Genomic DNA, 19915 nt, shown 5'->3' with positions numbered 1-19915 from the left:
GAGGGTTCTAACGCACCTCTACGCACTCGTCGCGAGGGGTCAAAGAGTTTTCTTCTTGATCCAGGTGGTCTCCAAACCCTTGTCCTGTAGTATTATCCCCTGTCTCATGAGCTCGCTCCTGATCCTGTCGGCGAGCTCGTACAACTTCAGGCTCCTCAGCTCCCTCCTGACGTCTACTATCAGCTTAACCAGCGAGTCCACCTCTTCCTCTGTCGAGGTCTCGGCCTCCTCTACGAGGGACAGGACAGCGTTAGCCTCCCTGAACAGTTTCCTGGCGATCGACACAAGCATGTGGACGGGCCTGTAGGCCAGCTCCCTGTTTACGAAGCTCATAAGCTCGTTGACGGCGGCGAGCATTTCGGGGGTGTTAAAGTCGTTTGACAGAGACTCGTGGAACCTGTTGCGTAGTTCAAGGAGTTTTCTGGCTTGTGCTATGTCCTCGTCTCTGACGTAGTGCCTGTCGACGGCCTCCCTCTCCAGCCTCGTCAACAGGCTCCACGTGTTCACGAACCTCTCGTAGAACCTCTTAGACTGCTCGAGCGCCTCTTCCGAGAAGACCAGCGGCTTCCTGTAGTGCGAGGACAAGTACCAGACTCTCAGGGCCAGCCCCCACTTGTCAAAAGCCTCTTTCAAAGGCACTATGTTGCCTAGGCTCTTGCTCATCTTGTCGCTGCCCACCATCACCAGACCCGTGTGCATCCAGATACCCACCCACCTGCCGCCGTAGTACGCCTCGCTCTGGGCCCTCTCGTTCTCGTGGTGTGGGAATATCAGGTCTGTCCCGCCACCGTGTATATCGAACCGGCCCCCGAGGTACCTAGAGCTCATAACACTGCACTCTATGTGCCAACCCGGCCTACCCTTACCCCAGGGGCTCTCCCAATACGGCTCCCCGGGCTTGCTCGCTTTCCATAGCGCGAAGTCGTAGGGCTTCTTCTTCTCGCCGAGGAACTCGGGTTCTTGGTTCCAAAGCTCCTTGCTAGCTCTCCCCGAGAGCCTCCCGTAGTCCGGGTACTTGTCGACCTCAAAGTACACGCTACCGCTTTGAGCGACGTATGCGTAGCCCTTGTCTATTAGAACCTGTATGAACTCTATGATCTCCTTTATGTGGTCTGTTACTCTGGGATGGTGGTCTATAGTGACTTTCAGCTTGGAGAGGCCCTCTAGGTAGTCCTTCGTGTACTCGTCGGCGACCTCTCTCCAGTCTCTCCCCTCGCTCTGGGCCCGTCTAATGATCTTGTCGTCTATGTCGGTGATGTTCATGACGTGTATGACGTTGTAGCCCCTAATCGATAGGTACTTCTTTAACGCGTCGTACACAACGTACGTCCTACCGTGTCCTATGTGCGTGTAGTCGTATACAGTGGGGCCGCAGACGTACATCTTCACGGTGCTCTCTTCCACGGGTCTGAGGACTTCTACTTCCTTGCTCAGAGTGTTATAGAGCTTTACCTCCATACCCTCTAGTCCCTTAGTTCCGAGAATACGTCTAGGACAGCCCTCGCGACGCTAGTAAACTTGTCGGCGAGCTCGGCAGTTGTGAGAAACACCTTCTCCTCGGACGGTAGAACGTCGCTGACCACTAGCACGGCGGCTGTCTCCCAACCCCTCATCCAGCCGAGCGCGAATAAGCCGGCGGCTTCCATCTCCACGGCAACGAATCCTAGGTGGCTCATTCTCTCGGCAAAAGAGGGGTCTTCAGCGTAAAAGGCGTCGCTACTGTAGACTGGCCCCGCTAAAAACTTGACCCCGTTTCTGCTCAACGACTCCATTATCCTAGCCGTTAAGACCGAGTGTGGGCTCGTGGCACCGCATATGCCGGGCATGTACTGCCCTAGGCCGCATCCCCCCTGCGTGTAGCCGGCTCCCGTGGCTACCACAACGTCGCCGACCCTTATGTCCCTCCTCAGGCCCCCTGTCGTGCCGACTCTCACAAACCGCCTGGCACCCAGGATGCCTAGCTCCTCGAACACTATCATCGCGGAGGGGCAGCCTATCCCGTGCGTGGCTATGGAGACTTTTACGCCCTTGTAGGTTCCCGTCACCACCTTTAGACCTCTGTGCTCGTTGACGACTCTCTTCTCCTCGAGGAGTTGGCTCAACAGGTCTACTCTACCTGGGTCGCCCACGGCGATGACGTTTTTTGCTATATCTCCTGGTCTGGCCTTTATGTGGGGTAACTCCCTGAAGCTCATCTACGAGCCCTCCTCCTCTTCTTACCGCTCCTCCTCTTTTTCTTCTTTTCTGCTTTACTCTTCCTACTCCTCCGCGACTTCCGCCTTTTCCTCCTCTTCTTCGTCTCCGTCTTCACCTTTTCGAGAAGGAGCTCGTGGGGGAAGACTATTCTAACCCCCTCGCTTGTCTCGACGAGGATTAAGTCGTACTCCAACTTCTTGCCGAAGGAGATAGACGAGTCGTAAACGATACTGGGGTTACCCGGCTTGAACTCGTGCACGACTACGGGGTTCTCTCCTTCGACCTTGACGAATTTGATAGACCTCAAGTAGGCCGGGACTGGGGATATAACAGTCTCGACGCCGTCAACAGACCCCTCACCTATTGTTACCTTCATACCCGGCGCCTCTACTTCAACGAATCTGAGGACGTTCACCTGGGGTGGGTTGCTGGATATGGTGTTTCCCGCCACTGAAAGAAGGCTTTCAAGCCCCTCGCCGACTTCCACCTCGTCCCACTTCTCTTCTTGCTTGTAGAGTAAGGCCGAGACGACACCGTCGTTCTCGGTATAAGGACTTAAATCCACGATCTTCAAAACAGCCCTCATATCAAACCCTTTTAAACAGTGGGGCTCTGCTTCCTCTTAAGGTCGTATCACCTATTTAATCCTTCAACATCAAGAAGGCTCCTTGTATTGGCCGAGGAAACCTTAATACGAAAACTCGTGCGAATATTTAGTATGGTGTTCTCGGGTGTCCGTGTCCTTTAAGGTGGTACCTGTCAAAATACCCGAGGGAGCCAACGTTATAATAGGGCGTAGCCACTTCATCAAGACAGTCGAGGACATATACGAGGTGCTCGTCACATCTGTACCTGGGATCAAGTTCGGCCTGGCCTTCAACGAGGCCAGCGGGAAGAGGCTCGTGAGATACGAGGGCAATGACGAAGAGCTGACCAGGGCTGCTGTCGACGCTGCTTTGTCGATCGGAGCGGGCCACACATTCGTCCTCTTCATAAGGAACGCGTACCCGATAAACGTCTTAAACCAGCTGAAGAGCGTGCAAGAAGTCGTGTCCATCTACGTTGCGACTGGGAACCCTGTCCAAGTCATAGTAGCCGAGACTGACCAGGGCAGGGCAGTAGTCGGCGTAGTCGACGGCTACACGCCGCTAGGCGTTGAGGGGGACGAGGACAAAAAAGAGAGGCACGGCTTCCTGAGGAAGATCGGCTACAAGAAGTAGGCCGGCTAGCCCTCCTCACCGCACTTGCCCAGCCTACGAAAAACCTCGTCGAGTAAGCTCTCCACTCTGTTTTTACCGACCTCTATAAGGACGCACCTGCTAACCCTACCCATCTTCAACAGGTAGAAGAGGTAGGAGCCCTCCACGACCAGGGCGACGTGGTAGCACTCTCCTCCTTCTACAACCTCCTCTTCGTCAACGACCTCGACAGGCTTGTTCTCCAACAGGTAGTCTAGCACCAGCCAGGCGTCCTCTCCTTCAATGGGTTCCCCTAGCTCGAGTGTCGACGCGACCTCGGCCCCGACCACCTGCGCTATCTCGGAGAACAAGCTTCTTCCGGGCATCAGTAATCCACGTAGGAGTCCTCTAGTACTTCCACAACCTCTGCGACCGCGTAGTCGGGGGCGAGCTTGAGGATACGCGCTTTGACTCTGGAGCCCAGGCTAGCATTCCTCACGATTACCCTCACGTTCTTGTACTTGGCGATCCCGTTGCCCTTCTCGTCTACCTCGTCGATGTTCAGGACGGCTATCGAGCCAACTCTCAGCTCCCTGTCTTCCTCCGGCCTCTTGATGCTGGGGTAGATGCTGAATTTCTGGACGTCGCTCGTGTAAGGAGCCCACGAGTGTTTCTTCTGGTGTCTACTCACTAATTACCCCATCCACTACGTGTTGTCGCTGATATATAAGGTAAGAGCCCCTTTAAAAACCATGGGTTGAACACTGATGGTGTTAAAGGACTTCTTGAGGAACATCGTGAACCCCCATCTTGGAAGGGCTATCAGAGAGGGGAAGATCCAGGCCAACACCGTGGACGAGGTGAGGAGGCTCATATCCCAAGCGGAGTCGAGGTACGGCTTCAGCGTATACGGCGGGAACCCCGAGAAGCTACTAGACTACTTTAACAGCAAGGATTTCGAGCTACTCGTCAGCGCGTTCAAGGGCGGTAACGCGCTGGAAGTCCTCGTAGATATCCTGAGAGAGGTCGCAGAGGAGTACAGAGACCTCCCCGAGGTGAGGGCCAAGGCACTAGACATAGCTCAGAGGCTGAGCGTGGGCGAGCCCGTGAAGTCGGAGCTCGCCGAGTTATTCGAGCGGGTCAAGTCCATTTTCTCCAACTATGAGGCGTCCCTGGCAGGGAACGAGGTCTTACTGAGGGTAAGCCAGGACTTCGTAGTCAGAATCTCGTACGAAGGGGGCAGAATCAGGGTCGTCCAGTGCAGAACGACTTTCTTGGATAAAAGAGACGTGGAGAGGCTGAGGGAGGTTGTCGCGGGTGGGTAAAGGGCTAATAGTCTTCGACTGCGACGGCGTCCTGACCACAGCCAAGAGCAGCTGGGCCGTCTTACACGAGTACTTCGGTAGCCGGGACAACAGGCTCTTCGCAGACTACTACAGGAGAGGCATAATAACCTACGAGGAGTGGATGAAGATAGACGTCGCGCTGATGATCCACAGCTACGGGAAACCGATAAGGAGACAGGACGTAGAAAGGGCCGTCTCGTGGATCGGTGTCAGGGAAGAGGCCCCCGGTGTTGTGAGCCGCCTCATGAGGGAGGGCTACGTGGTCGCAGTCGTGAGCTCCGGGATAGGGGAGGTCGTGGGCAGGGTATGTAGCAGGCTCGGCATAAGTCTCTGCTACTACAACGAGTTAAGGTACGAGGGCGACGAGCTGGTGCCGGGGGGCTTGGTCAGGGTCCCCTTGATGGAGAAGCACAGGGTCATCGCCGAGCTGGCCGGGAAATTGGGGTTCGATCTGAGAGAGGTGACCTACGTGGGCGACGACGTGTGGGACATAGACATCTTCAACGTCGTGGGCAACTCGGTAGCCGTGAAGCCTTGTGGTGAGGCCTGCTCTAGAGCCAGGTGGGTAGTTGAGGATCTGACAGAGATCTTGCCTATCGTGGAAAAATACTACAGCATCATGCGAGAAAAGAGGTGAAAACCTACCCCCCTCACCCGGCCAAGCGAGGATCCTCGACACGGCCTCTGTAGGCTTAATGCCCTCGCCGGTGTACGAATCTCTGCAGAAGCTGCTAGAAGCCGTTTGCAGCGGCGAGCTGGGCGTTGAAGACCTAGAGGAGTACGTGGTGAAGGCCAGGAGGGAGGTTTCCAGGCTAGTCGGTGGTGATCTCCATGAAGTAACCTTTACGGTTCAGACCACGGAGGGCTTGAAGAACGTGCTGGGAGCCTTCGACCTGAGGCCGGGTGACAGCGTCCTCGCACTAGACCTGGAGTCCCCCACTATTACGTCCCTCGTCAAGTCCCTCTGCGAAGTCAGGGGTTGCAGAGTCAAGGTAGCCGGGAGCATGGGGATCTACGAGACGGGAGACCTCGAGAAGCCCGACGACTCGGTCAAGGTAGCGGTGGTGTCCTCGGTCCAGTGGATTACCGGGTGGAGAATAGATCTGAGAGAGAGCTCTCGAGAGAGCTCCACGAGCATGGAGCCATTCTAGTAGTTGATGGGGTTTAGCACGTGGGTGCTTTAAGGCCCGACGCCGACAAAGGAGGCGTGGACGTCCTCTGCGCTGGCGGTGAGAAGTGGATGCTAAACCCCCACGTGGGCTCGGGCTTCACGCATATCAGCAAAGAGTTGCTTGAAGGACTCAACCCAGCCCCCTACGGCATTTTAAACAGTGAGGAGCCCGGTAGCGGTTGGAGCGGCTACTGGCCTGACCCAGGCAAGGACGTTTGGTCGCCGCCGGTCTCTAAGAGCGTCTCGAAGTTCGAGTGGGGCGGGGAAGGTCATACATCTCAATAGTAGCGCTCTGCGAGGCAGCCCGATTCATAAACAGCATTGGCATTGAGAGCGTCGAAAGCCACGTCTTGAGCGTCAAGAAGAACCTCATTGATAAGCTGAGTAGCGAGGGCTATAACGTCTACGGCTGCACGAGAGACAAAAAGCACTGGCCCGGCATAACCCTGGTTAAGACGGGCCTAGAGAAGGGGAGAGAAATCAGGGTAGCCGAGGAGCTCCGCGAGAAAGGCGTAGTGGTGTCCTACAGAGGAGCCCTAGGGGTGTCTGGAGTCAGGGTCTCCACGCACTTGTACAACGACAAAGGAGACGTAGACGCCTTTGTAGACGAGCTTAGCAGGCTCAGGACAAGGCTTGGCCAAGTAGCCGGCTAGGAGTATGCGTTCTCGATGCCGAGTAGGAGAGTAGAAATGCCCCGGAGGAGCTCATTGAGCCTGCATCCAGGAATCCACCACTTGTATCCTCCTAGGTGCTTACTCTGATGCTTCGTGCTTGTTCACAGTTGCGCCTGGCTCTGCCCTGCCCACATGTACCTCCGTGGGATCGCAGACGGAAGTTGGGACCAACGGTGCGGCTTCACACATATGTGTAGGGGTGAGTTATAGAAAATGAAGTAAAAAGCGAAAAAGTTGAAATGCTCGTGGCATGGATTCCTTTCTCGCCAAGTCTCTTATTGCTGGAACTTCTGGATAAACTCCGTTGAAATTTTATTGGCTATTCTTTGAACATCTTCTTCGTCGAAGTCTAGTGTCGGTAGCTTGTCTACTCCTTCTTTAGCCACTACGATTTCGTAGGTAGGCGCTATGCCTTTTTCCCTCAATACCTTTGAAGCACACATTAATTGGCAGCCATTGATAGCTATGACTGCTCTAGCCTTTCTGAAAATGTCTACATGTGTTTTGCTTCCAGCAGCTACAGCCGAGAGGCAGCACATTCTCACCTTGTCTGGGAAGGTCTTGGTTAGGATTCTAGCCACTTCGTTACCTATCTGCCCCACTGATGAAGCCCCATCGCAGGTGGCTACGATTATTAGCCCTTCGGCATGCGTGGCGCAGTGAGGAAGCAATTGGTACTTAGTAGAGCTGGGGCTTGCCATATACAAGCGCCACGAGTAAGGTAAAGCGTAGCGATAGCCTAAAAGTCTTCTTGACACATCTGAACCGCGCATTAATTGAGAGTTTTGATGGCTACTCAGCCAGCTAAGCGCGGTTACGTGATTTAAAGTGCGAGTATCGCTAAGTGCTTCGTACATGTTGTATTCTCGGCTAGATGTGTTCAGTCGCCGAGGCTAGCGTGTTCTTCAATATCGAGTAGGGGTGGAAAGGTTGGATAATGCATGCCACGATGCATCCGGTGTCTGTTTAAGTGCGGAAAACAATTTTGTCTAAGGGTTGGGGAAAGCTGAAAGACAGGTTTAGGACCGACTCTCTAACTGCCTGGAACGCTGGGCTGCTGCTGGGGTTGGGAAGGCGGGGTTTCTACAGCTCTCCTTCTAGCAATAAAGTATACGGCTATCCCTATTGCGGCTATTGCTACTATGGCTATAATTATTAGGAGTTGCTGTGTGAACAGGGTTTGTCCTATCCCCTGCTTAAGCCATCCTATACTGGTATCAATTAATTCCGCGCTGATGGTGGCTACTACGCCGGTTGTGGACTCACCCTCTATCTTAACCAAGACGCCGTTCTTGTAGGAGACCCTGTACCCGCTACTAGTAGTGTAGTCACCCGAGTACTGTGGGCTTATAAAGAAGTCTCCTCCCTCAGGCCCCTGGCTTGAAACGTCTTTAGACGTAGCGCTTGAGAAAGCTAATCCGAGAACCAGTAGACCACTAAGAGAAGAACACAGCGTGCTATCACCGCTCTCAAGCTTCTCGATCCCAGCATCATACTTGACAACAGTGCCCTGGACGTCTCTAACAGTTACTTTGATAACGTATACGCATTTAGCTCCTCCAGCCGAGATGCTATATCTGTACCTCAGCCAGTCGCCCGGGCCATAGCCCAGCTCTGCTAGAATAACAGCTGAGGCTAGGACTATTGAAAACAGGAGGAATAACCCAGCCAAGACTAAATCGTGCCTCACAATATTACACCAAAATAATGAGTTTGCCGACGTAAATATAAAATTTACGAAAGGCTTTATACCAAGTGCTCTTATCCTAGCGCCCCCCTCTGCTAATAACCGTAGAACCCTCGTCTTCCCGTTTCAAGGAATAGTGCTTCCGGCTCGAGGAATTTAAATAGGGACTCGGTTGCCCGGATACTACTAGGTCCTAACAATACCTCTAGCTCGTCTATGTTGAGGAATACGTAGACCCGAGGAACACGTCCAGAATATGTCCGGTACGTCGAGTACTAATAACCTACACTAACGGCTCTAGAGCCGGTGGGTAGTGGATAATCTGACAATGATCCTGCCCATAGTGGAAAAATACTACAGTAGCATGCGAGAAACGAGGTGAAAACCTACCTCCCCTCGCCCGGCCAAGCGAGGATCCTCGACAGGAGTGTAATCAGCCTCTCTTCGTTGATATCCATTAAGAGGACCCGCTTATACCTCTCCCTAGTTCCGTACACGATGTCTATTTTCGAGACGGGTATGTTAAGGTTCTTGCTGAGGTACCTGACCAGGGCCGCGTTCTCCCGCCCTCTACCCTCGGGCTCGACTGTCTGGAACACCAGCTCGTTGCCCTCGATGACCAACCCCTCTGTCGGCGACCCGGGTTGGACTATGATGTTGAGTATGACACCCCTAGAGGAGTTCTCCAGGTTCCTCCGTATGACATCCTCTAGGCGGGGCATTGCGTCCCACACTTTCATTTTATCACCCCAAGCCTATTAACCTTTGTGAGCCGTGATCATTCATGAAGGCGATGTAGAGGGACTATGGCGGAGCCGAGCTGTGACGAGACCGGGCGCTGTTTTGAAGCCGATGACACCTCAGCCGGTCTCTAGCACTGGTCGCCTAGTTGTAGGGCGTATAAAGCCCTTGCTCACCAGCTCCACTATCTTGGCAGAAAGCCTCTCTTGCTCCAGGAACTCACCGTAGGCTTGACCGGACCCGACGAGCCTCATTATCTCGGCTCTAATCCTCTCCGGTACTTTCACGGGAATCCGGGGGAACAGCGGTGTTCCCGGTAAGGGGAGGTAGTAGTGTAGGTGTATCCTCGCCCCCATCTCCACGAGCCTCCTCGCGAGTCTAATGGACTCGGCCATGTCGTCCTCCGTCTCCACGGGTAGCCCGAATATGAAGTCGACGCTGGGCTTGAACCCCTCTTTGACGAGTATGCTCACAGCGTTCAGCACGTCCTCAACTCTGTGCCCCCTACGTATTTTCTCCAAGACCCTGTCGCTGCCCGACTGGGCGCCCACGACGATCTCCCTGTTAGACACGTACTTCTTCAATACCTTGGCTACTCTCTCGGTGACGTGCTCGGGTCTCACTTCGCTCGGGAAACTCCCGAAGAATATACGGGCCCCCCTGGCTCTCACGGCCGTGTACAGCGAGCCGAGGAGCTCCTCGATAGCGTCCTCGTCGACCTTCTGCGTCATGCTGGTCAAGTTGTACGAAAGCGCGTCCGGCGTGATGAACCTGACGTCTCTAACACCGTCCTCTACCATGATCTTAGCGTACTCAACTACGTTGCCTACGCTCCTATGTCTTACCTTGAAACCGTGGGTGTAGCTGACCTGGCAGTACCAGCAGCCGTGGAAGCACCCCCTTGTTATCTCTATAGGGGTGTACAAGTGCCTCCAGTACGGGAACGGAGGGTATTCGTCGAGCTCGACGGGCTCGGCGCGGGGGCCGGCAAGGATTCTCCCGTCCGCGTCTCTGTAAACCGCGTTCCTCACTTTGGCCAGCTCTCTACCACCTGCGAGGTAGTCTACGAAGTCTTCTATTGCGGGCTCTCCCTCACCCACTATGGCGATATCGAACCCCATGTTAAACAAGACGCCCAGGGGATCGCCCGACGCGTGGGGGCCGCCTGCCACGGTAACACAGTTCCGCTTCTTGGCCAGCTCTATGATTGACGCTGCGATAGACCTGAAGGTATCGTCCGCGAGCCTCGTAGTCAACAAGCTGAGCCCTACAACACACTTCGTGTAGTTGGACGAAGCATAGTCTATAACCCTAAATACCGACTCGCGGCCCTCTACCAGGAGGGTGGAGACACCTCTCAACCTGTCTAGGAGAGCGGCTACGCTGTAGACGCTGTACCTAGTATACCTGTCCAGGTACAGAACGAAAGCTGTTCTCAAAAAACCACCAAAAAGCTTATCCCAAGACCACCTCTAATTAATTTATAAATAGTTTCCCGAGGAGGTTCTTATGGCAAACATCGAGCTGACCCCTGACGAACTAGAGAGACTCAGTCGGAAAGTCCGGCTCAAGATCCTCCATGAGGATGACGACGTTGTGTTGATGACGGCCCCTAACGAGGAGCAGTTGACCGACATAATCTTTGCCCTCCTACTTGAGAAACCGTTGAATCTGAAAGAAGTGCACCTCGTCTTAAGCGGGATAGCGAGCGAGGACAAGATCAGGAGGGCTCTCTCGAACTTAGTGGAGAACGGGCTCGTGATCACGGGGCCTGACGGGCGTTACAGGGCAGTCCCAGTATAGTGTCTGAGAAGAGGAAGATCGAGACCTCTAGTAGGTCGCGGAAAGCCTTAGCCCCGTTTTCTTCGAGGATCTTCCTCCTACCATCTTCTCTGGCCACGCCTACAAACCTGACGCCGGCTTTAAGCGCGCTCTCAAGGTCAGAGGTGTAATCGCCGACGTATACCACCTCGCAGGGCCGGACCCCGTGCTTGCATGTGATCCACTTCAATAGCCAGGTCTTGTCGAACACGTACTCCTCGGAGCCCCTCATGAGGTCTATGTCGTAGGCTGTGTACACCTCGTCGACGTACTCGTCGAGCCCGAACCTCCGCAGATCCTCCCAGATGCTCAATGAGTGCGTATAGCGCCCTGTAACAATCACCACTCTAGCGCCCGCGCTTTTCACCATCCTGAGAAACTGGCTCGTGTAACCGTAGGGGAAAGTGAACCGGCTCGAGTATACAGCCCTGAAAAGCCTCCAGAAATCGTTTTTGTCAACTCGCCCCGGTATCAGGTCGTTCAAGTTGTCCGACTCGAAGTGCCTGTAGAAGGTGTCAAAGTCGAGGCTTGTACCAACACGCGACCGGAGCGTTTCCGCGAAGGCGTGGTAGAAGTCCATAAGGCTGTCCACGAGCGTCAGGTCGTAGTCCGACACCAGGATTCTGAAGCGTGTCATAGAGGGTCACGTCAGTCTTCGGGAGACAATTCACCTAATCATATATTCGGCAAACTCATCATCTAGAATTGTTGAGTGTCGAGGGGGTTTTTAAATGAGCTACACGGCGGTCTGCGAGGTCGGAGACGGATTCGAGTGTCTGAACGCCGAGGTCGCCGTCGAAAATGGCGTCTACCGGGTCAAGCCGAAGAGTGTTGGCCCCGTGGTTTTCAAGCACAGCCCTACACAGAGGGTAATCTGCGACGGCACAAGTTTCAATGTGGGGGCGTGGGGCGGTAGCCTGTACACTGCGTGGCACCCGGAGGGAGGCCACCTCGACTGTATTAGCGTCGAGGGCCGCCTAATAGAGATAGAGGAAGGAGTCTACATCGTCACTCCCACGGACACAGACCTAGCCGAGACAAGTATAGACGGATACCTAGCAAGTGTACTGAAGGCTCTAGCGAGAGGGAGGCCGATATTCCTCCTCAAAGGGGGATCGAAAGCGGGTGGGAGGCTAGACAACGCTATCACGGTGGGCCAGTCCGTAGAGGAGGCGATCCTCGGCAAAATACGCGACATGCTTTCGGTTGTTGCCGGCGGGGCATCTACTTGCCTTTTCAACGCAGTGGAGGGGAGGCTTATCAACGTGGAAGTTATTGACAGGGTCGTTAAAGGGGAGATCGAGGCTAAGTGCCTGGGAGACGAGGGGGTGGAGCTCAGATGAAGATCGTGGACATGCACGTCCACTGCCACGAGGTGGACACCGGAGAGCTCAGAACACTCGTCGAGGAGGGCTACGTTCTCGTATGTGTCAGCGACGACTACGAGTCTAGTCTGAGGACGCTCCAGCTGAGCGACGAGATCGAGGTTCAACCGTGTATAGGCCTCCACCCCTGGGAGATCGGTAGGCAGGACTACAGGAGTGTAGTAGAGCTGGTTGAGAGGAACGCGGACACGGTCAAGTGCCTGGGGGAGGTGGGACTGGACAGGCAGTTTGTACCAGAGACGTTCGACAGACAGCTGGACTTCTTCAAGCAGTTGCTGGTACTAGCTAGAGACTACGGCCTAGTCCTAAACCTCCACACGCCTAGAGCCTGGAGAGAGGTCTACGAGCTTCTGTTGAGAAACGACATCGAGAGGGCCTACTTCCACTGGTATACTGGCCCCCTCGACCTACTGGAGGAGATCCAGGAGAAGGGCTACTACGTTGGACTAAACCCGGCTTTCAAAATCCAGGACAAGCACAGGCGCGTCCTCGAAGTAGCCGACCTAGAGAGGGCTCTAACAGAGAGCGACTCCCCGTACGAGTACAAGGGGTTGAAGCTGAACCCTCGCCTAATCAGCGAGACAATAGACGCCTTGGCAAGTATTAGGGGGACTAGCAGGGATTACCTGGAAAGCCTGTTCTACAGGAACTACCTAAGGCTGTTCAGGTAAAAAGGGGGAGTAGGGAGGTTTAGGCCTCCGCCACGGCGCTGGACTTGGCCGTTTTCACGTTTGTACTCCTGTGTGCTACGACTATAACTCTGCCGCCCTGTTGCGTTACCGTCACTGTGAGCCCCTCTACCTCGAAGCTCAACTTGTGAACGTTGCCTAGACCGACAATGGCCGAGAGGCCGTTGAGGGCCTTGTAGGCCCCGTAGCCTAGTTTGGAGAGGGACTCTACGACTTCGCGCGGCGTGTTCATGTCTGCGACGAAGTTTAGTAGTCTACCACCTAGATCCAGGACGAGTAGCACTGCCTCTTCCATCAGACCCTCTCTTAAAGTGGTGGTCGGGATGTTTTAAAGGGGTATAGCACGGTATTAAGGGGTTGTCACGCTAGCTCGGAGAGCAGCTGCTTGATCTCCTCGAGTGCCTGCAACCGGCTCTTCACGGCCTCGACTACGCGGCTCAGCTTGCCGCTCTCCTCCCGGCACGCCTCGAGCTGTCTCCTGAGGTTCTCGACCTCTTTCTCGAGCTCCGAGACCTTCGCGAGAAGGCTCTCTTTCTCCCTGGTCAGCTCTTGGACTTTTCTCTCGAGCTCGCTTGTCTTTGCCTCGACCTGGGGTGCACCAGAAACGAACGGCACAGCGACCCTCAGGGTCCCGGCTTTGAGCTTCTCGTAGGTCGATATGATAAGCTTGCCCGCCTTGGTCTTGCCCTGTATGTGGGCCCTGATCGTGTGCTCGCTCCTCCCGACCTCCTCTGCGATCTTGCTTACCGGCTTCCCCGCCTTGTACTTAGCATAGGCAGCCGCTGCCACGGCCAAGCTGTCGATCCACGTCGTCCTCTCGACCGGGTCTTTCAACAGCTCGACTACTTCCGGGCTGTAAAGCGTCCCAACTATCAGTGCGGCCTCCAGCTTCTGCTCGTCACGCGTCCCAAACGGGTTCAAGGGCACGTCTGAGAAGTCGATAACGAACTCGGACAACGCGTACACCTCTTCTCCACAAGAGATGATTTCTGTCAATCACCGCTTTAAGTTTTTTCTCACACCGGTTAAAAGCAAACTTCGGCCCAGTTACAGGAAGGGTGCGCGGCATGGACCTGACCGTAATCTACGGTAACGACGAATGGTCCATGATGATCAAGAGCATAGTGGACTTTGCCGTGGAGATCGCCAGGAGAGAGTACGGTGTCAAAGTAGAGGTCTACGAGGTCGTGTTAGAGGGCTTCAAGGGGGTCAACCTCGAGATCGACGGCGTGAGAGAGCTGCACATAGTGGACGTACCCAGCGTTAGGGAGCTCGTCGAGGTGCTTGTCGTGGCCAGTAGGATAACTATCCCGATCACACCCTCGTTAGGGGAGACAGGTTTAGCTACTGCTTGACTCGACACCGAGCTTGTAGAAGGGGCACTCTCTCCAGAGGGTGAGGCACTTCCTAGCGCTAGACCTGGTCAAGACTCTGTCGGTCACAGTACAGACAGCCACGCACTGGTCCTCCTCTGCCTTCTCGAGCTTGTAGAAGGGGCACTCGCTCTTGGCGTCGCAGGGCACGAGGTGGATAGACAGGTAGGCGGAGGCGGTCTTCTCCCCGATCTCGGCCAATCAAACCCTCCCTCTCTTACCAGTATAGGCCTTAAGCATTATAATAAGCCCGGGGACTATGTTAGCGAGCGCGTAAACGAGCCTGAACGAGACCACGGCCTCGGGCTCTAGGACTAAGCTGAGCCCGTACTCCGAGGTGACAGCGCCCCCTGGCGTCGGGATAGAGCTCAGGCTCTGTGAGTAGAAGTAAGCACTCATCGAGACGACCAGCCCTTTAGCAGCGTAAACACCCGTGATAGCGAGTAGGGACGCTGCCTGTAACACCTGGGAGGCGGTAGTCAACAACACGATATACGCTAGGTCTACTGCCCCCACTCTCCTGGAGACGGACTTGAAAGCCCTAGCTATGTTGGTGGCCACCTGTAGAACCCGCTCCCCAAGCCCCCTCCAGCCAAGGATCGTCCGGCTATTGGAGATTTGTCTTCCCCCTGCGTAGAGGAGTACGGCTGAAATAGCGACCCACGTAGCGAGGGTGAACGAGGCCACTACGAGGACTGGGAGAGTCCAGGGGAATTGGTTCACGGAGAACACGATGCCCATGATATTGCAGAAGACGACGTCGAAGAAGACTTCGTAGTACGACACCGCGACCATGTCCGTGAATGGGAAGCCCTTTGATGAGAGGTAGCCCGCTCTACCGATCTCGCCTCCGACCGCGGACGGTGTGAGAAACCCTACGAGGTTCCCCATCAGCCTGGCTTTGTAGTACTCTGACACGCCTAGTCTAGTGCCCGTGTACCTCGAGTGTATTATCATCAGCCTTACAGAGGAGACGAAGTAGCCGAACATCAATATCGCGGACGCTAGGGCGAGGTTTATGAGCGGGGTTTTAAAGACCGCGGTATAACTGGAAGTGACAACGCTGTAAGCCAGTATGGTGGCGAACACCACTACTACCGACACCGCCCACTTTTTAACGTCCACACCCACTTTCACACGTGATCACTTTCAGCGACCCTGATCATGGGCCTCCTCCGGCGACCTCATCGGAGCAAGCCTGTTGTGCCGGAGCCTGTGGTCGGAGGTCTATCTTGGCCTCACTATTTAAAATCGTATCGTTTATTAGGAGTCAAAGAAATCAGTGGTCCAGGTGCTGGGTATGGGCTTTTAGCTACAGCGAGGAGAAGATAGAGGCCCTCAGAGTCGACAAACAAAGGCTCAGGGAGATCATAAAAGAGCTGAAGAAGTGGAAGGCCCCTGCTACAGTACTGCTCTCGCTCTACGTCCCACCTGGCAGGCCTGTTAGCGACGTTGTCAACCTGCTCAGGCAGGAGTTGTCGATATCCGACAACATCAAGCTGAAGAGGACTAAGAACGCTGTGCAGAGGGCGCTTGCCTCGGCGATCGACAGGTTCAGCAAGGTCACCAAGATACCAGACAACGGTCTAGTCTACTTCGCGGGCGAGGACGTGGAGACCGGCGACTTCATATCCGTGATGCTGATCCCGCCAGAGGAAGTGAGGCTCTTCTTCTACAGGACTGACAAGTACTTCCACACGGAGTTCCTCGAAGAGATGGTCTACGAACACAACGTCATAGGGCTGATAATCGTCGAGCGGGACGCCGCTACTCTCGGCCTACTGAAGGGGAACAGGCTCGTGGTCTTGGAGGAGATGGAGGAGTACATACCCGGCAAGCACGAGAAAGGCGGGCAGAGCCAAAGGAGGTACGACAGGATCATAGAGCAAATGGTCGAGGACTTCTACAAGAAGGTGGGCGAGCACGCCAACAAGGCCTTCCTGCCTCTGCTCGAGCAGGGCAAGTTAAAGGCCGTACTCGTGGGTGGACCCGCTTACAGCAAGTACGACTTTGTTCAAGGAGACTACCTCGACTACAGGCTGAAAAAGATCCTAATAAACCAGCTAGTCGACGTCTCCTACCAGGGCGAGGCAGGTCTAAGAGAGATGGTGATGAAGGCCCAAGACGTGCTCAAGGAGCAAGAGTACGTGGAGGGTCTGCAGGTTATCGAGGAGTTCAAGCTCCACCTGGTTAAAGACGACGGGATGGTCGTCTATGGCGAGGACGAGGTGAGCAACGCGCTGGAGATGGGGGCCGTCAAGGTGCTCGTGGTCTCTGAGGAGAGAGGTGACGTGGAGAAGTGGTTGGAGAAGGCCAAGAACCACGGGGCAAGAGTAGTGGTGATCAACAACGATATGCCTGAAGGCGAGTGGTTCTACAAGACCTTCAACGGCATAGCCGGGATACTCAGGTACAAGGCTGGTTGACGTTAAGGTTTTTACACGTAGAGTCCAAGTAAAATATGGCGGTCGAATTGTCCTTCCTCGAACCAAGGGAGAGGAGGGAGTACCTCGAGCTCATAGTCCAGGCAGGACTCGAAGAAGACTTCATCGAGTGGTTGAGATTACAGGGTATAACCCACATCATAGGTAGGTTCGACAACATACCCCTCGAGCTGATCAAAGCCTACATCGCCGAGAAAAAGCTAGAGGTCGACGCGGAGGCTCACGAGGAGATACGTGAGACGGGGGAGGAGGACAGGAGGTTTATCCCGGCGAGGGAGAGGAGCAGGAGGTTTTATGTGAGCCGGGAGTGACCCGACCCATGGTCACCCACCCCCGGTACACGGGGGCGTAGCATGGGCACCGGGGTCACCTAGAAAAACAATTCTCTAGTAGGGTTATAAACTCGGCTACCCGCTGCTCTGGAGAAGCGCCTACTTTATGTCTATCGACGAGACTTTACTGGCCTTGATGTTGATCGACGTCTCCGCAATACCGTTCGAGTACCTCGTTATCCTCCTCAGGCTGTCCAGTACCATGATGTGGAAGGCCTTCTCGCGGTCTGGTATGTTGGCTACTACGACCTTCGCGACTAGGTCGTCGATCTTGCTCACGGTCTCGCGTGTCTTCTGTATGACCTCCTCGGCGTCCTGCCTGCCGAGCTTGTAGAGAGACCCCATAGCACTGTTGAGCAGGTCTATTAGCGATGTGCCGAGGTTGTAGATGTCGTCGGCCATGCTAGAGGGCTTACCGTACACTATAACGTTCTTTGCTATGTTGACGCTGTGGTCGGCTATTCTCTCCAGGTTCCTCGCTATAATCCTGTAGTTGATCGTCTCAACGGGTGATGAGAGCCCGAGGTCGTGCATCACCTTGACGTCGAGTAGCGCCATGGACAACTCCCTGACGATCATGAAGTGGAACCTATCCGCCTCGTCGTCTCTCTGGATGACCGCCTCCGCTAGTGCCTTGTCGCCGCTCTTGTAGCTGGAGAGGCTGTCCCTCATCATGTTCGAGACTATCAAGTGGAGCCTCCTCAGGCTGCTCTCTAACGGTAGCTCGCGTAGGTCTAGCAGTATCTTGAAGGAGATCGTGTTGTACGTCTCGTCTATGACCTCTATACCTGCCAGTTTTATTCTGACCATGCTCTTAAGGTCGCTTATCTTCTTCGCGAGATTCTGTAGCGAGGGGTCAAAAGACACCGTCAGGTTCGTGTAGCCCGCTAGGTAGAAGGCCACGATCGTCCTGAAGATCTCCTCGATCCTAGCCTCGCTGAATACCCTGATAGTGGCCTGTAGCTGCCCTATCTCGAAGGTCCCCGGGGTTATGACGAGCCTACCGCCGTGCTCGTATATGTAGACGTAGTCGCCGCTCTTCAAGCCTACGGCGTCGACCCACTCTTTAGGAAGAGTGACTATAAACGATGAGCTACCAGTCTTCTGTACCTTCCTCCTCTCTACGCTCGCCATATACGCCCCCTTTCATTACATACGTGTATTTCACACACATATCTTCTTAACACCCTTAAATACTTAACCGCAGGCTACATGACCGAATATATACGCAAAAAACTTAATGTAGGAAAACAGGGGTAAAAGAGCAGGACGTCCTAAACAGCCCTGAACATACAGACAATAACCTTAAAGCAGTATAGTCGCTGCATGATAGACAGCTTATAACCCCTTCTAACACAAGATTAGACTTGAAGCCGGGGTGGCCGAGCGGTCTAAGGCGGCGGGCTGCAGGGCGCTCTCGAGTCAGGGGCTCAGAGACCCGTTTAACCGCGGGTTCGAATCCCGCCCCCGGCTCTAACTCCACGACCCCCAACCCTCGACGCCTTCGACGACCTCGTCGGGTACCCTCCCTTCCTCCACGTCTTTAACGGCTTCCTCCAATACCGTTATCGCCTTTTCTAGGTCTTCGAGCGGGATGTTGAGCGGCGGCGTAAGCCGGAGGACGTTTCCGTGCCTGCCCAGGGTGGTCGTTATAACCCCCTTTCTCCACGCACCCCAAGCGACCTTCAGAGCCTTGACTCTAGAGGGCCTCCTCGACCTATGGTCTTCGACGACCTCTACACCCACCATGAGACCGAGGCCCCTGACGTCGCCGATCACGGGGTGGTTTTCCTGGATCTCTCTCAGTCTCCTGGTCAAGTAGGCCCCAAGGGTACGGGCCCTCTCTATCAGTCCCTCTCTTTCTATGACCCTGATCGTGGCAAGAGCAGCTCTACACGAGACAGCGTGCCCCATGTTTGTGAACCCTAGACCAACCCTTGGTAACGCCTCGAGTATATCGCTCCTAGCCACCACGGCGGATAAGGGGAAACCGCCCCCCAACGCCTTAGCCGATACCAGTACGTCGGGTGCTACACCGTAGTGCTCGACGCCCCACCACGCCCCTGTCCGCCCGAGCCCGGTCTGCGCCTCGTCGACGACTAGAAGTGAGCCGTGCTCGCCGGCGAGCCTAGCCACCTCTCTCACGAAGTCCTTGGGCGGGACAACCACTCCCGCGTCGCCCTGGACGGGTTCTATCACGACGGCCGCCACGCCTCCTGTGCCTCTCAAGACCTCCTCTAGCTCTTTAAGCGCCAGAGCCGTCAGCTCCCCCGGCTTCTCGTAGCCATCCACACCCCACTTGTTCCTGTACGGGTTGGGATACTCGACGAAAACAACGTCCTTGTACCACGGGCCGCCTAGACCCTCGAGAGCGTCTCGTATAATCCCGCTGACGCTCGCTGGGAGGACGAGGGTCCCGTGGAAGGAGTCGGTGAAGCTGACCAGCCTCCCCCTCCTCGTGTAGTTTAGAGACGCCGTGAGGGCTATTTCCATGGCGTCCGCCCCGCTGAAGCCAAACACTACCTTCTTTGGAAAGCCCCCCGGCGTAAGGTTCACGAGCTTCCCGGCCAGTTCAATGGATGGTCTGTTGTAGAAGTAGAGCGTTGTGTAGTTGAAGAGGCTCTCCACTTGCTCTACGACTTCTCTAACGACGTCTGGGTGGTTGAATCCCACTATGTAGGTTGCGGCCCCTGACGTGAGGTCAATGTATTCCCTCCCTGTCTCATCGTAGAGCTTACAACCCCGTCCCTTCAAAGGGACAAGAGGGAAGTACTTGAGGACGAACGGTCGTGGAACTACTTTACGTTCTTCTAGAATAAGTTTTTCAACATCCATACACGTAAAGCCTCTACTTACACGATGCTAAAATTTATATTCT

At 54.9% G+C, this 19915-nt stretch carries 28 protein-coding genes and 1 tRNA gene; 13 read left to right on the top strand and 16 right to left on the bottom strand.

Going from position 1 to position 19915, the window contains the following annotated elements:
- Positions 1-39 precede the first annotated feature (39 nt).
- The 3 genes from cysS to TCELL_RS06760 are packed head-to-tail and all read right to left on the bottom strand — an operon-like array spanning position 40 to position 2782.
- The gene (cysS, locus tag TCELL_RS06770; protein ID WP_014737992.1) at positions 40-1458 is read right to left on the bottom strand and encodes a cysteine--tRNA ligase; all 1419 of its coding nucleotides are present in this window, start codon (positions 1456-1458) and stop codon (positions 40-42) included.
- A 5-nt stretch (positions 1459-1463) separates the two neighbouring features.
- A complete protein-coding gene (locus tag TCELL_RS06765) occupies positions 1464-2195 on the bottom strand; it encodes a purine-nucleoside phosphorylase (RefSeq protein WP_014737991.1) in 732 nt (243 codons plus the stop codon).
- Positions 2192-2782 carry a hypothetical protein gene (locus TCELL_RS06760; RefSeq protein WP_014737990.1) on the bottom strand — a complete coding sequence of 197 codons (591 nt, stop codon included), beginning with the start codon at positions 2780-2782 and terminating at the stop codon, positions 2192-2194. Before TCELL_RS06760 ends, TCELL_RS06765 begins: the two co-directional genes overlap by 4 nt.
- Positions 2783-2927: 145 nt before the next feature.
- On the opposite strand from TCELL_RS06760, the gene TCELL_RS06755 reads away from it, so the two are divergent.
- Positions 2928-3416: an adenosine-specific kinase gene (locus TCELL_RS06755; protein WP_014737989.1), complete on the top strand. Its 489-nt coding sequence runs from the start codon at positions 2928-2930 to the stop codon at positions 3414-3416.
- A gap of 5 nt (positions 3417-3421) precedes the next feature.
- Here TCELL_RS06755 and TCELL_RS06750 read toward each other — a convergent pair whose 3' ends face one another.
- On the bottom strand, positions 3422-3760 hold the full coding sequence (locus TCELL_RS06750) for a hypothetical protein (protein WP_048163389.1): 339 nt from the start codon (positions 3758-3760) through the stop codon (positions 3422-3424).
- On the bottom strand, positions 3760-4065 hold the full coding sequence (locus TCELL_RS06745; protein WP_014737987.1) for a TRAM domain-containing protein: 306 nt from the start codon (positions 4063-4065) through the stop codon (positions 3760-3762). Before TCELL_RS06745 ends, TCELL_RS06750 begins: the two co-directional genes overlap by 1 nt.
- A gap of 76 nt (positions 4066-4141) precedes the next feature.
- Between TCELL_RS06745 and TCELL_RS06740 the strand changes: the two genes are divergently transcribed.
- From TCELL_RS06740 to TCELL_RS06720, 5 genes are read left to right on the top strand one after another with little or no spacing between them, the layout of a single operon-like run.
- Positions 4142-4699, top strand: a complete 558-nt coding sequence (locus tag TCELL_RS06740) for a hypothetical protein (RefSeq protein WP_014737986.1) — start codon at positions 4142-4144, stop codon at positions 4697-4699.
- The gene (locus tag TCELL_RS06735) at positions 4692-5357 is read left to right on the top strand and encodes an HAD-IB family phosphatase (RefSeq protein ID WP_014737985.1); all 666 of its coding nucleotides are present in this window, start codon (positions 4692-4694) and stop codon (positions 5355-5357) included. The genes TCELL_RS06740 and TCELL_RS06735 overlap by 8 nt, the downstream gene beginning before the upstream one ends.
- A gap of 31 nt (positions 5358-5388) precedes the next feature.
- Positions 5389-5871, top strand: coding sequence for an aminotransferase class V-fold PLP-dependent enzyme (locus TCELL_RS06730; RefSeq protein WP_274379105.1), 483 nt, complete (start codon positions 5389-5391; stop codon positions 5869-5871).
- A gap of 20 nt (positions 5872-5891) precedes the next feature.
- Positions 5892-6176: a hypothetical protein gene (locus TCELL_RS06725; RefSeq protein ID WP_048163383.1), complete on the top strand. Its 285-nt coding sequence runs from the start codon at positions 5892-5894 to the stop codon at positions 6174-6176.
- Positions 6146-6544, top strand: coding sequence for an aminotransferase class V-fold PLP-dependent enzyme (locus tag TCELL_RS06720; RefSeq protein WP_157864724.1), 399 nt, complete (start codon positions 6146-6148; stop codon positions 6542-6544). Before TCELL_RS06725 ends, TCELL_RS06720 begins: the two co-directional genes overlap by 31 nt.
- 296 nt (positions 6545-6840) lie before the next feature.
- Here the strand turns inward: TCELL_RS06720 and TCELL_RS06715 are convergent, their stop codons facing one another.
- The 4 genes from TCELL_RS06715 to TCELL_RS06700 form a co-directional block, all read right to left on the bottom strand.
- Positions 6841-7266 (bottom strand): putative zinc-binding protein, encoded by a 426-nt coding sequence (locus tag TCELL_RS06715; RefSeq protein ID WP_048163779.1) that lies wholly within the window; start codon positions 7264-7266, stop codon positions 6841-6843.
- Positions 7267-7598: 332 nt separating this feature from the next.
- The gene (locus TCELL_RS06710; RefSeq protein ID WP_014737983.1) at positions 7599-8255 is read right to left on the bottom strand and encodes a hypothetical protein; all 657 of its coding nucleotides are present in this window, start codon (positions 8253-8255) and stop codon (positions 7599-7601) included.
- Positions 8256-8638: 383 nt separating this feature from the next.
- Positions 8639-8992: a DUF167 domain-containing protein gene (locus TCELL_RS06705; RefSeq protein WP_014737982.1), complete on the bottom strand. Its 354-nt coding sequence runs from the start codon at positions 8990-8992 to the stop codon at positions 8639-8641.
- A 120-nt stretch (positions 8993-9112) separates the two neighbouring features.
- Positions 9113-10432 (bottom strand): TIGR04013 family B12-binding domain/radical SAM domain-containing protein, encoded by a 1320-nt coding sequence (locus tag TCELL_RS06700; RefSeq protein WP_014737981.1) that lies wholly within the window; start codon positions 10430-10432, stop codon positions 9113-9115.
- A gap of 70 nt (positions 10433-10502) precedes the next feature.
- Here TCELL_RS06700 and TCELL_RS06695 point away from each other — a divergent pair, with 70 nt between their 5' ends.
- On the top strand, positions 10503-10796 hold the full coding sequence (locus TCELL_RS06695; RefSeq protein ID WP_014737980.1) for a hypothetical protein: 294 nt from the start codon (positions 10503-10505) through the stop codon (positions 10794-10796).
- Here TCELL_RS06695 and TCELL_RS06690 read toward each other — a convergent pair.
- Positions 10756-11451, bottom strand: coding sequence for an HAD family hydrolase (locus tag TCELL_RS06690; protein ID WP_014737979.1), 696 nt, complete (start codon positions 11449-11451; stop codon positions 10756-10758). The genes TCELL_RS06695 and TCELL_RS06690 overlap by 41 nt on opposite strands.
- Before the next feature lie 94 nt (positions 11452-11545).
- On the opposite strand from TCELL_RS06690, the gene TCELL_RS06685 reads away from it, so the two are divergent.
- Together TCELL_RS06685 and TCELL_RS06680 are read left to right on the top strand one after the other, a co-directional pair.
- Positions 11546-12157, top strand: coding sequence for a hypothetical protein (locus TCELL_RS06685; protein ID WP_014737978.1), 612 nt, complete (start codon positions 11546-11548; stop codon positions 12155-12157).
- Positions 12154-12870, top strand: a complete 717-nt coding sequence (locus TCELL_RS06680) for a TatD family hydrolase (protein WP_014737977.1) — start codon at positions 12154-12156, stop codon at positions 12868-12870. The genes TCELL_RS06685 and TCELL_RS06680 overlap by 4 nt, the downstream gene beginning before the upstream one ends.
- A gap of 19 nt (positions 12871-12889) precedes the next feature.
- Here the strand turns inward: TCELL_RS06680 and TCELL_RS06675 are convergent, their stop codons facing one another.
- Together TCELL_RS06675 and TCELL_RS06670 are read right to left on the bottom strand one after the other, a co-directional pair.
- On the bottom strand, positions 12890-13183 hold the full coding sequence (locus TCELL_RS06675) for a hypothetical protein (RefSeq protein WP_014737976.1): 294 nt from the start codon (positions 13181-13183) through the stop codon (positions 12890-12892).
- 65 nt (positions 13184-13248) lie between these two features.
- Complete coding sequence (locus TCELL_RS06670; RefSeq protein WP_014737975.1) at positions 13249-13854, bottom strand: transcriptional regulator; 606 nt, start codon at positions 13852-13854, stop codon at positions 13249-13251.
- 101 nt (positions 13855-13955) lie between these two features.
- Between TCELL_RS06670 and TCELL_RS06665 the strand changes: the two genes are divergently transcribed.
- Positions 13956-14243 carry a hypothetical protein gene (locus tag TCELL_RS06665; protein WP_014737974.1) on the top strand — a complete coding sequence of 96 codons (288 nt, stop codon included), beginning with the start codon at positions 13956-13958 and terminating at the stop codon, positions 14241-14243.
- On the opposite strand, the gene TCELL_RS06660 is transcribed toward TCELL_RS06665, so the two are convergent.
- A complete protein-coding gene (locus TCELL_RS06660; RefSeq protein WP_014737973.1) occupies positions 14229-14462 on the bottom strand; it encodes a hypothetical protein in 234 nt (77 codons plus the stop codon). The genes TCELL_RS06665 and TCELL_RS06660 overlap by 15 nt on opposite strands.
- Positions 14463-15398: a lysylphosphatidylglycerol synthase domain-containing protein gene (locus tag TCELL_RS06655; protein ID WP_014737972.1), complete on the bottom strand. Its 936-nt coding sequence runs from the start codon at positions 15396-15398 to the stop codon at positions 14463-14465.
- 191 nt (positions 15399-15589) lie between these two features.
- Here TCELL_RS06655 and prf1 point away from each other — a divergent pair, with 191 nt between their 5' ends.
- Both prf1 and TCELL_RS06645 read left to right on the top strand, forming a co-directional pair.
- Positions 15590-16687 (top strand): peptide chain release factor aRF-1, encoded by a 1098-nt coding sequence (gene prf1, locus TCELL_RS06650; RefSeq protein ID WP_048163776.1) that lies wholly within the window; start codon positions 15590-15592, stop codon positions 16685-16687.
- 47 nt (positions 16688-16734) lie between these two features.
- The gene (locus TCELL_RS06645; protein ID WP_193386229.1) at positions 16735-17016 is read left to right on the top strand and encodes a hypothetical protein; all 282 of its coding nucleotides are present in this window, start codon (positions 16735-16737) and stop codon (positions 17014-17016) included.
- 120 nt (positions 17017-17136) lie between these two features.
- On the opposite strand, the gene TCELL_RS06640 is transcribed toward TCELL_RS06645, so the two are convergent.
- A complete protein-coding gene (locus TCELL_RS06640) occupies positions 17137-18171 on the bottom strand; it encodes a phosphate uptake regulator PhoU (protein ID WP_014737969.1) in 1035 nt (344 codons plus the stop codon).
- Between the two features lie 238 nt (positions 18172-18409).
- On the opposite strand from TCELL_RS06640, the gene TCELL_RS06635 reads away from it, so the two are divergent.
- A tRNA-Cys gene (locus TCELL_RS06635) sits at positions 18410-18510 on the top strand.
- Here TCELL_RS06635 and TCELL_RS06630 read toward each other — a convergent pair.
- A complete protein-coding gene (locus tag TCELL_RS06630; RefSeq protein WP_014737968.1) occupies positions 18511-19872 on the bottom strand; it encodes an aspartate aminotransferase family protein in 1362 nt (453 codons plus the stop codon).
- Positions 19873-19915: the final 43 nt, after the last annotated feature.

The organism is Thermogladius calderae 1633 (assembly GCF_000264495.1).
GTDB classification, from domain to species: Archaea; Thermoproteota; Thermoprotei_A; order Sulfolobales; family Desulfurococcaceae; genus Thermogladius; species Thermogladius calderae.
The sequence above is the reverse complement of the archived record's forward strand: the minus strand, read 5'-3'. Positions and strand labels throughout refer to the sequence as shown.

Bases quoted from the DNA above. Each gene is read 5' to 3' on its own strand.
- cysS (WP_014737992.1), bottom strand. From the start codon at position 1,458: ATGGAGGTAAAGCTCTATAACACTCTGAGCAAGGAAGTAGAAGTCCTC.
- TCELL_RS06765 (WP_014737991.1), bottom strand. From the start codon at position 2,195: ATGAGCTTCAGGGAGTTACCCCACATAAAGGCCAGACCAGGAGATATA.
- TCELL_RS06760 (WP_014737990.1), bottom strand. From the start codon at position 2,782: ATGAGGGCTGTTTTGAAGATCGTGGATTTAAGTCCTTATACCGAGAAC.
- TCELL_RS06750 (WP_048163389.1), bottom strand. From the start codon at position 3,760: ATGCCCGGAAGAAGCTTGTTCTCCGAGATAGCGCAGGTGGTCGGGGCC.
- TCELL_RS06740 (WP_014737986.1), top strand. From the start codon at position 4,142: ATGGTGTTAAAGGACTTCTTGAGGAACATCGTGAACCCCCATCTTGGA.
- TCELL_RS06715 (WP_048163779.1), bottom strand. From the start codon at position 7,266: ATGGCAAGCCCCAGCTCTACTAAGTACCAATTGCTTCCTCACTGCGCC.
- TCELL_RS06705 (WP_014737982.1), bottom strand. From the start codon at position 8,992: ATGAAAGTGTGGGACGCAATGCCCCGCCTAGAGGATGTCATACGGAGG.
- TCELL_RS06695 (WP_014737980.1), top strand. From the start codon at position 10,503: ATGGCAAACATCGAGCTGACCCCTGACGAACTAGAGAGACTCAGTCGG.
- TCELL_RS06690 (WP_014737979.1), bottom strand. From the start codon at position 11,451: ATGACACGCTTCAGAATCCTGGTGTCGGACTACGACCTGACGCTCGTG.
- TCELL_RS06685 (WP_014737978.1), top strand. From the start codon at position 11,546: ATGAGCTACACGGCGGTCTGCGAGGTCGGAGACGGATTCGAGTGTCTG.
- TCELL_RS06680 (WP_014737977.1), top strand. From the start codon at position 12,154: ATGAAGATCGTGGACATGCACGTCCACTGCCACGAGGTGGACACCGGA.
- TCELL_RS06675 (WP_014737976.1), bottom strand. From the start codon at position 13,183: ATGGAAGAGGCAGTGCTACTCGTCCTGGATCTAGGTGGTAGACTACTA.
- TCELL_RS06665 (WP_014737974.1), top strand. From the start codon at position 13,956: ATGGACCTGACCGTAATCTACGGTAACGACGAATGGTCCATGATGATC.
- TCELL_RS06640 (WP_014737969.1), bottom strand. From the start codon at position 18,171: ATGGCGAGCGTAGAGAGGAGGAAGGTACAGAAGACTGGTAGCTCATCG.
- TCELL_RS06630 (WP_014737968.1), bottom strand. From the start codon at position 19,872: ATGGATGTTGAAAAACTTATTCTAGAAGAACGTAAAGTAGTTCCACGA.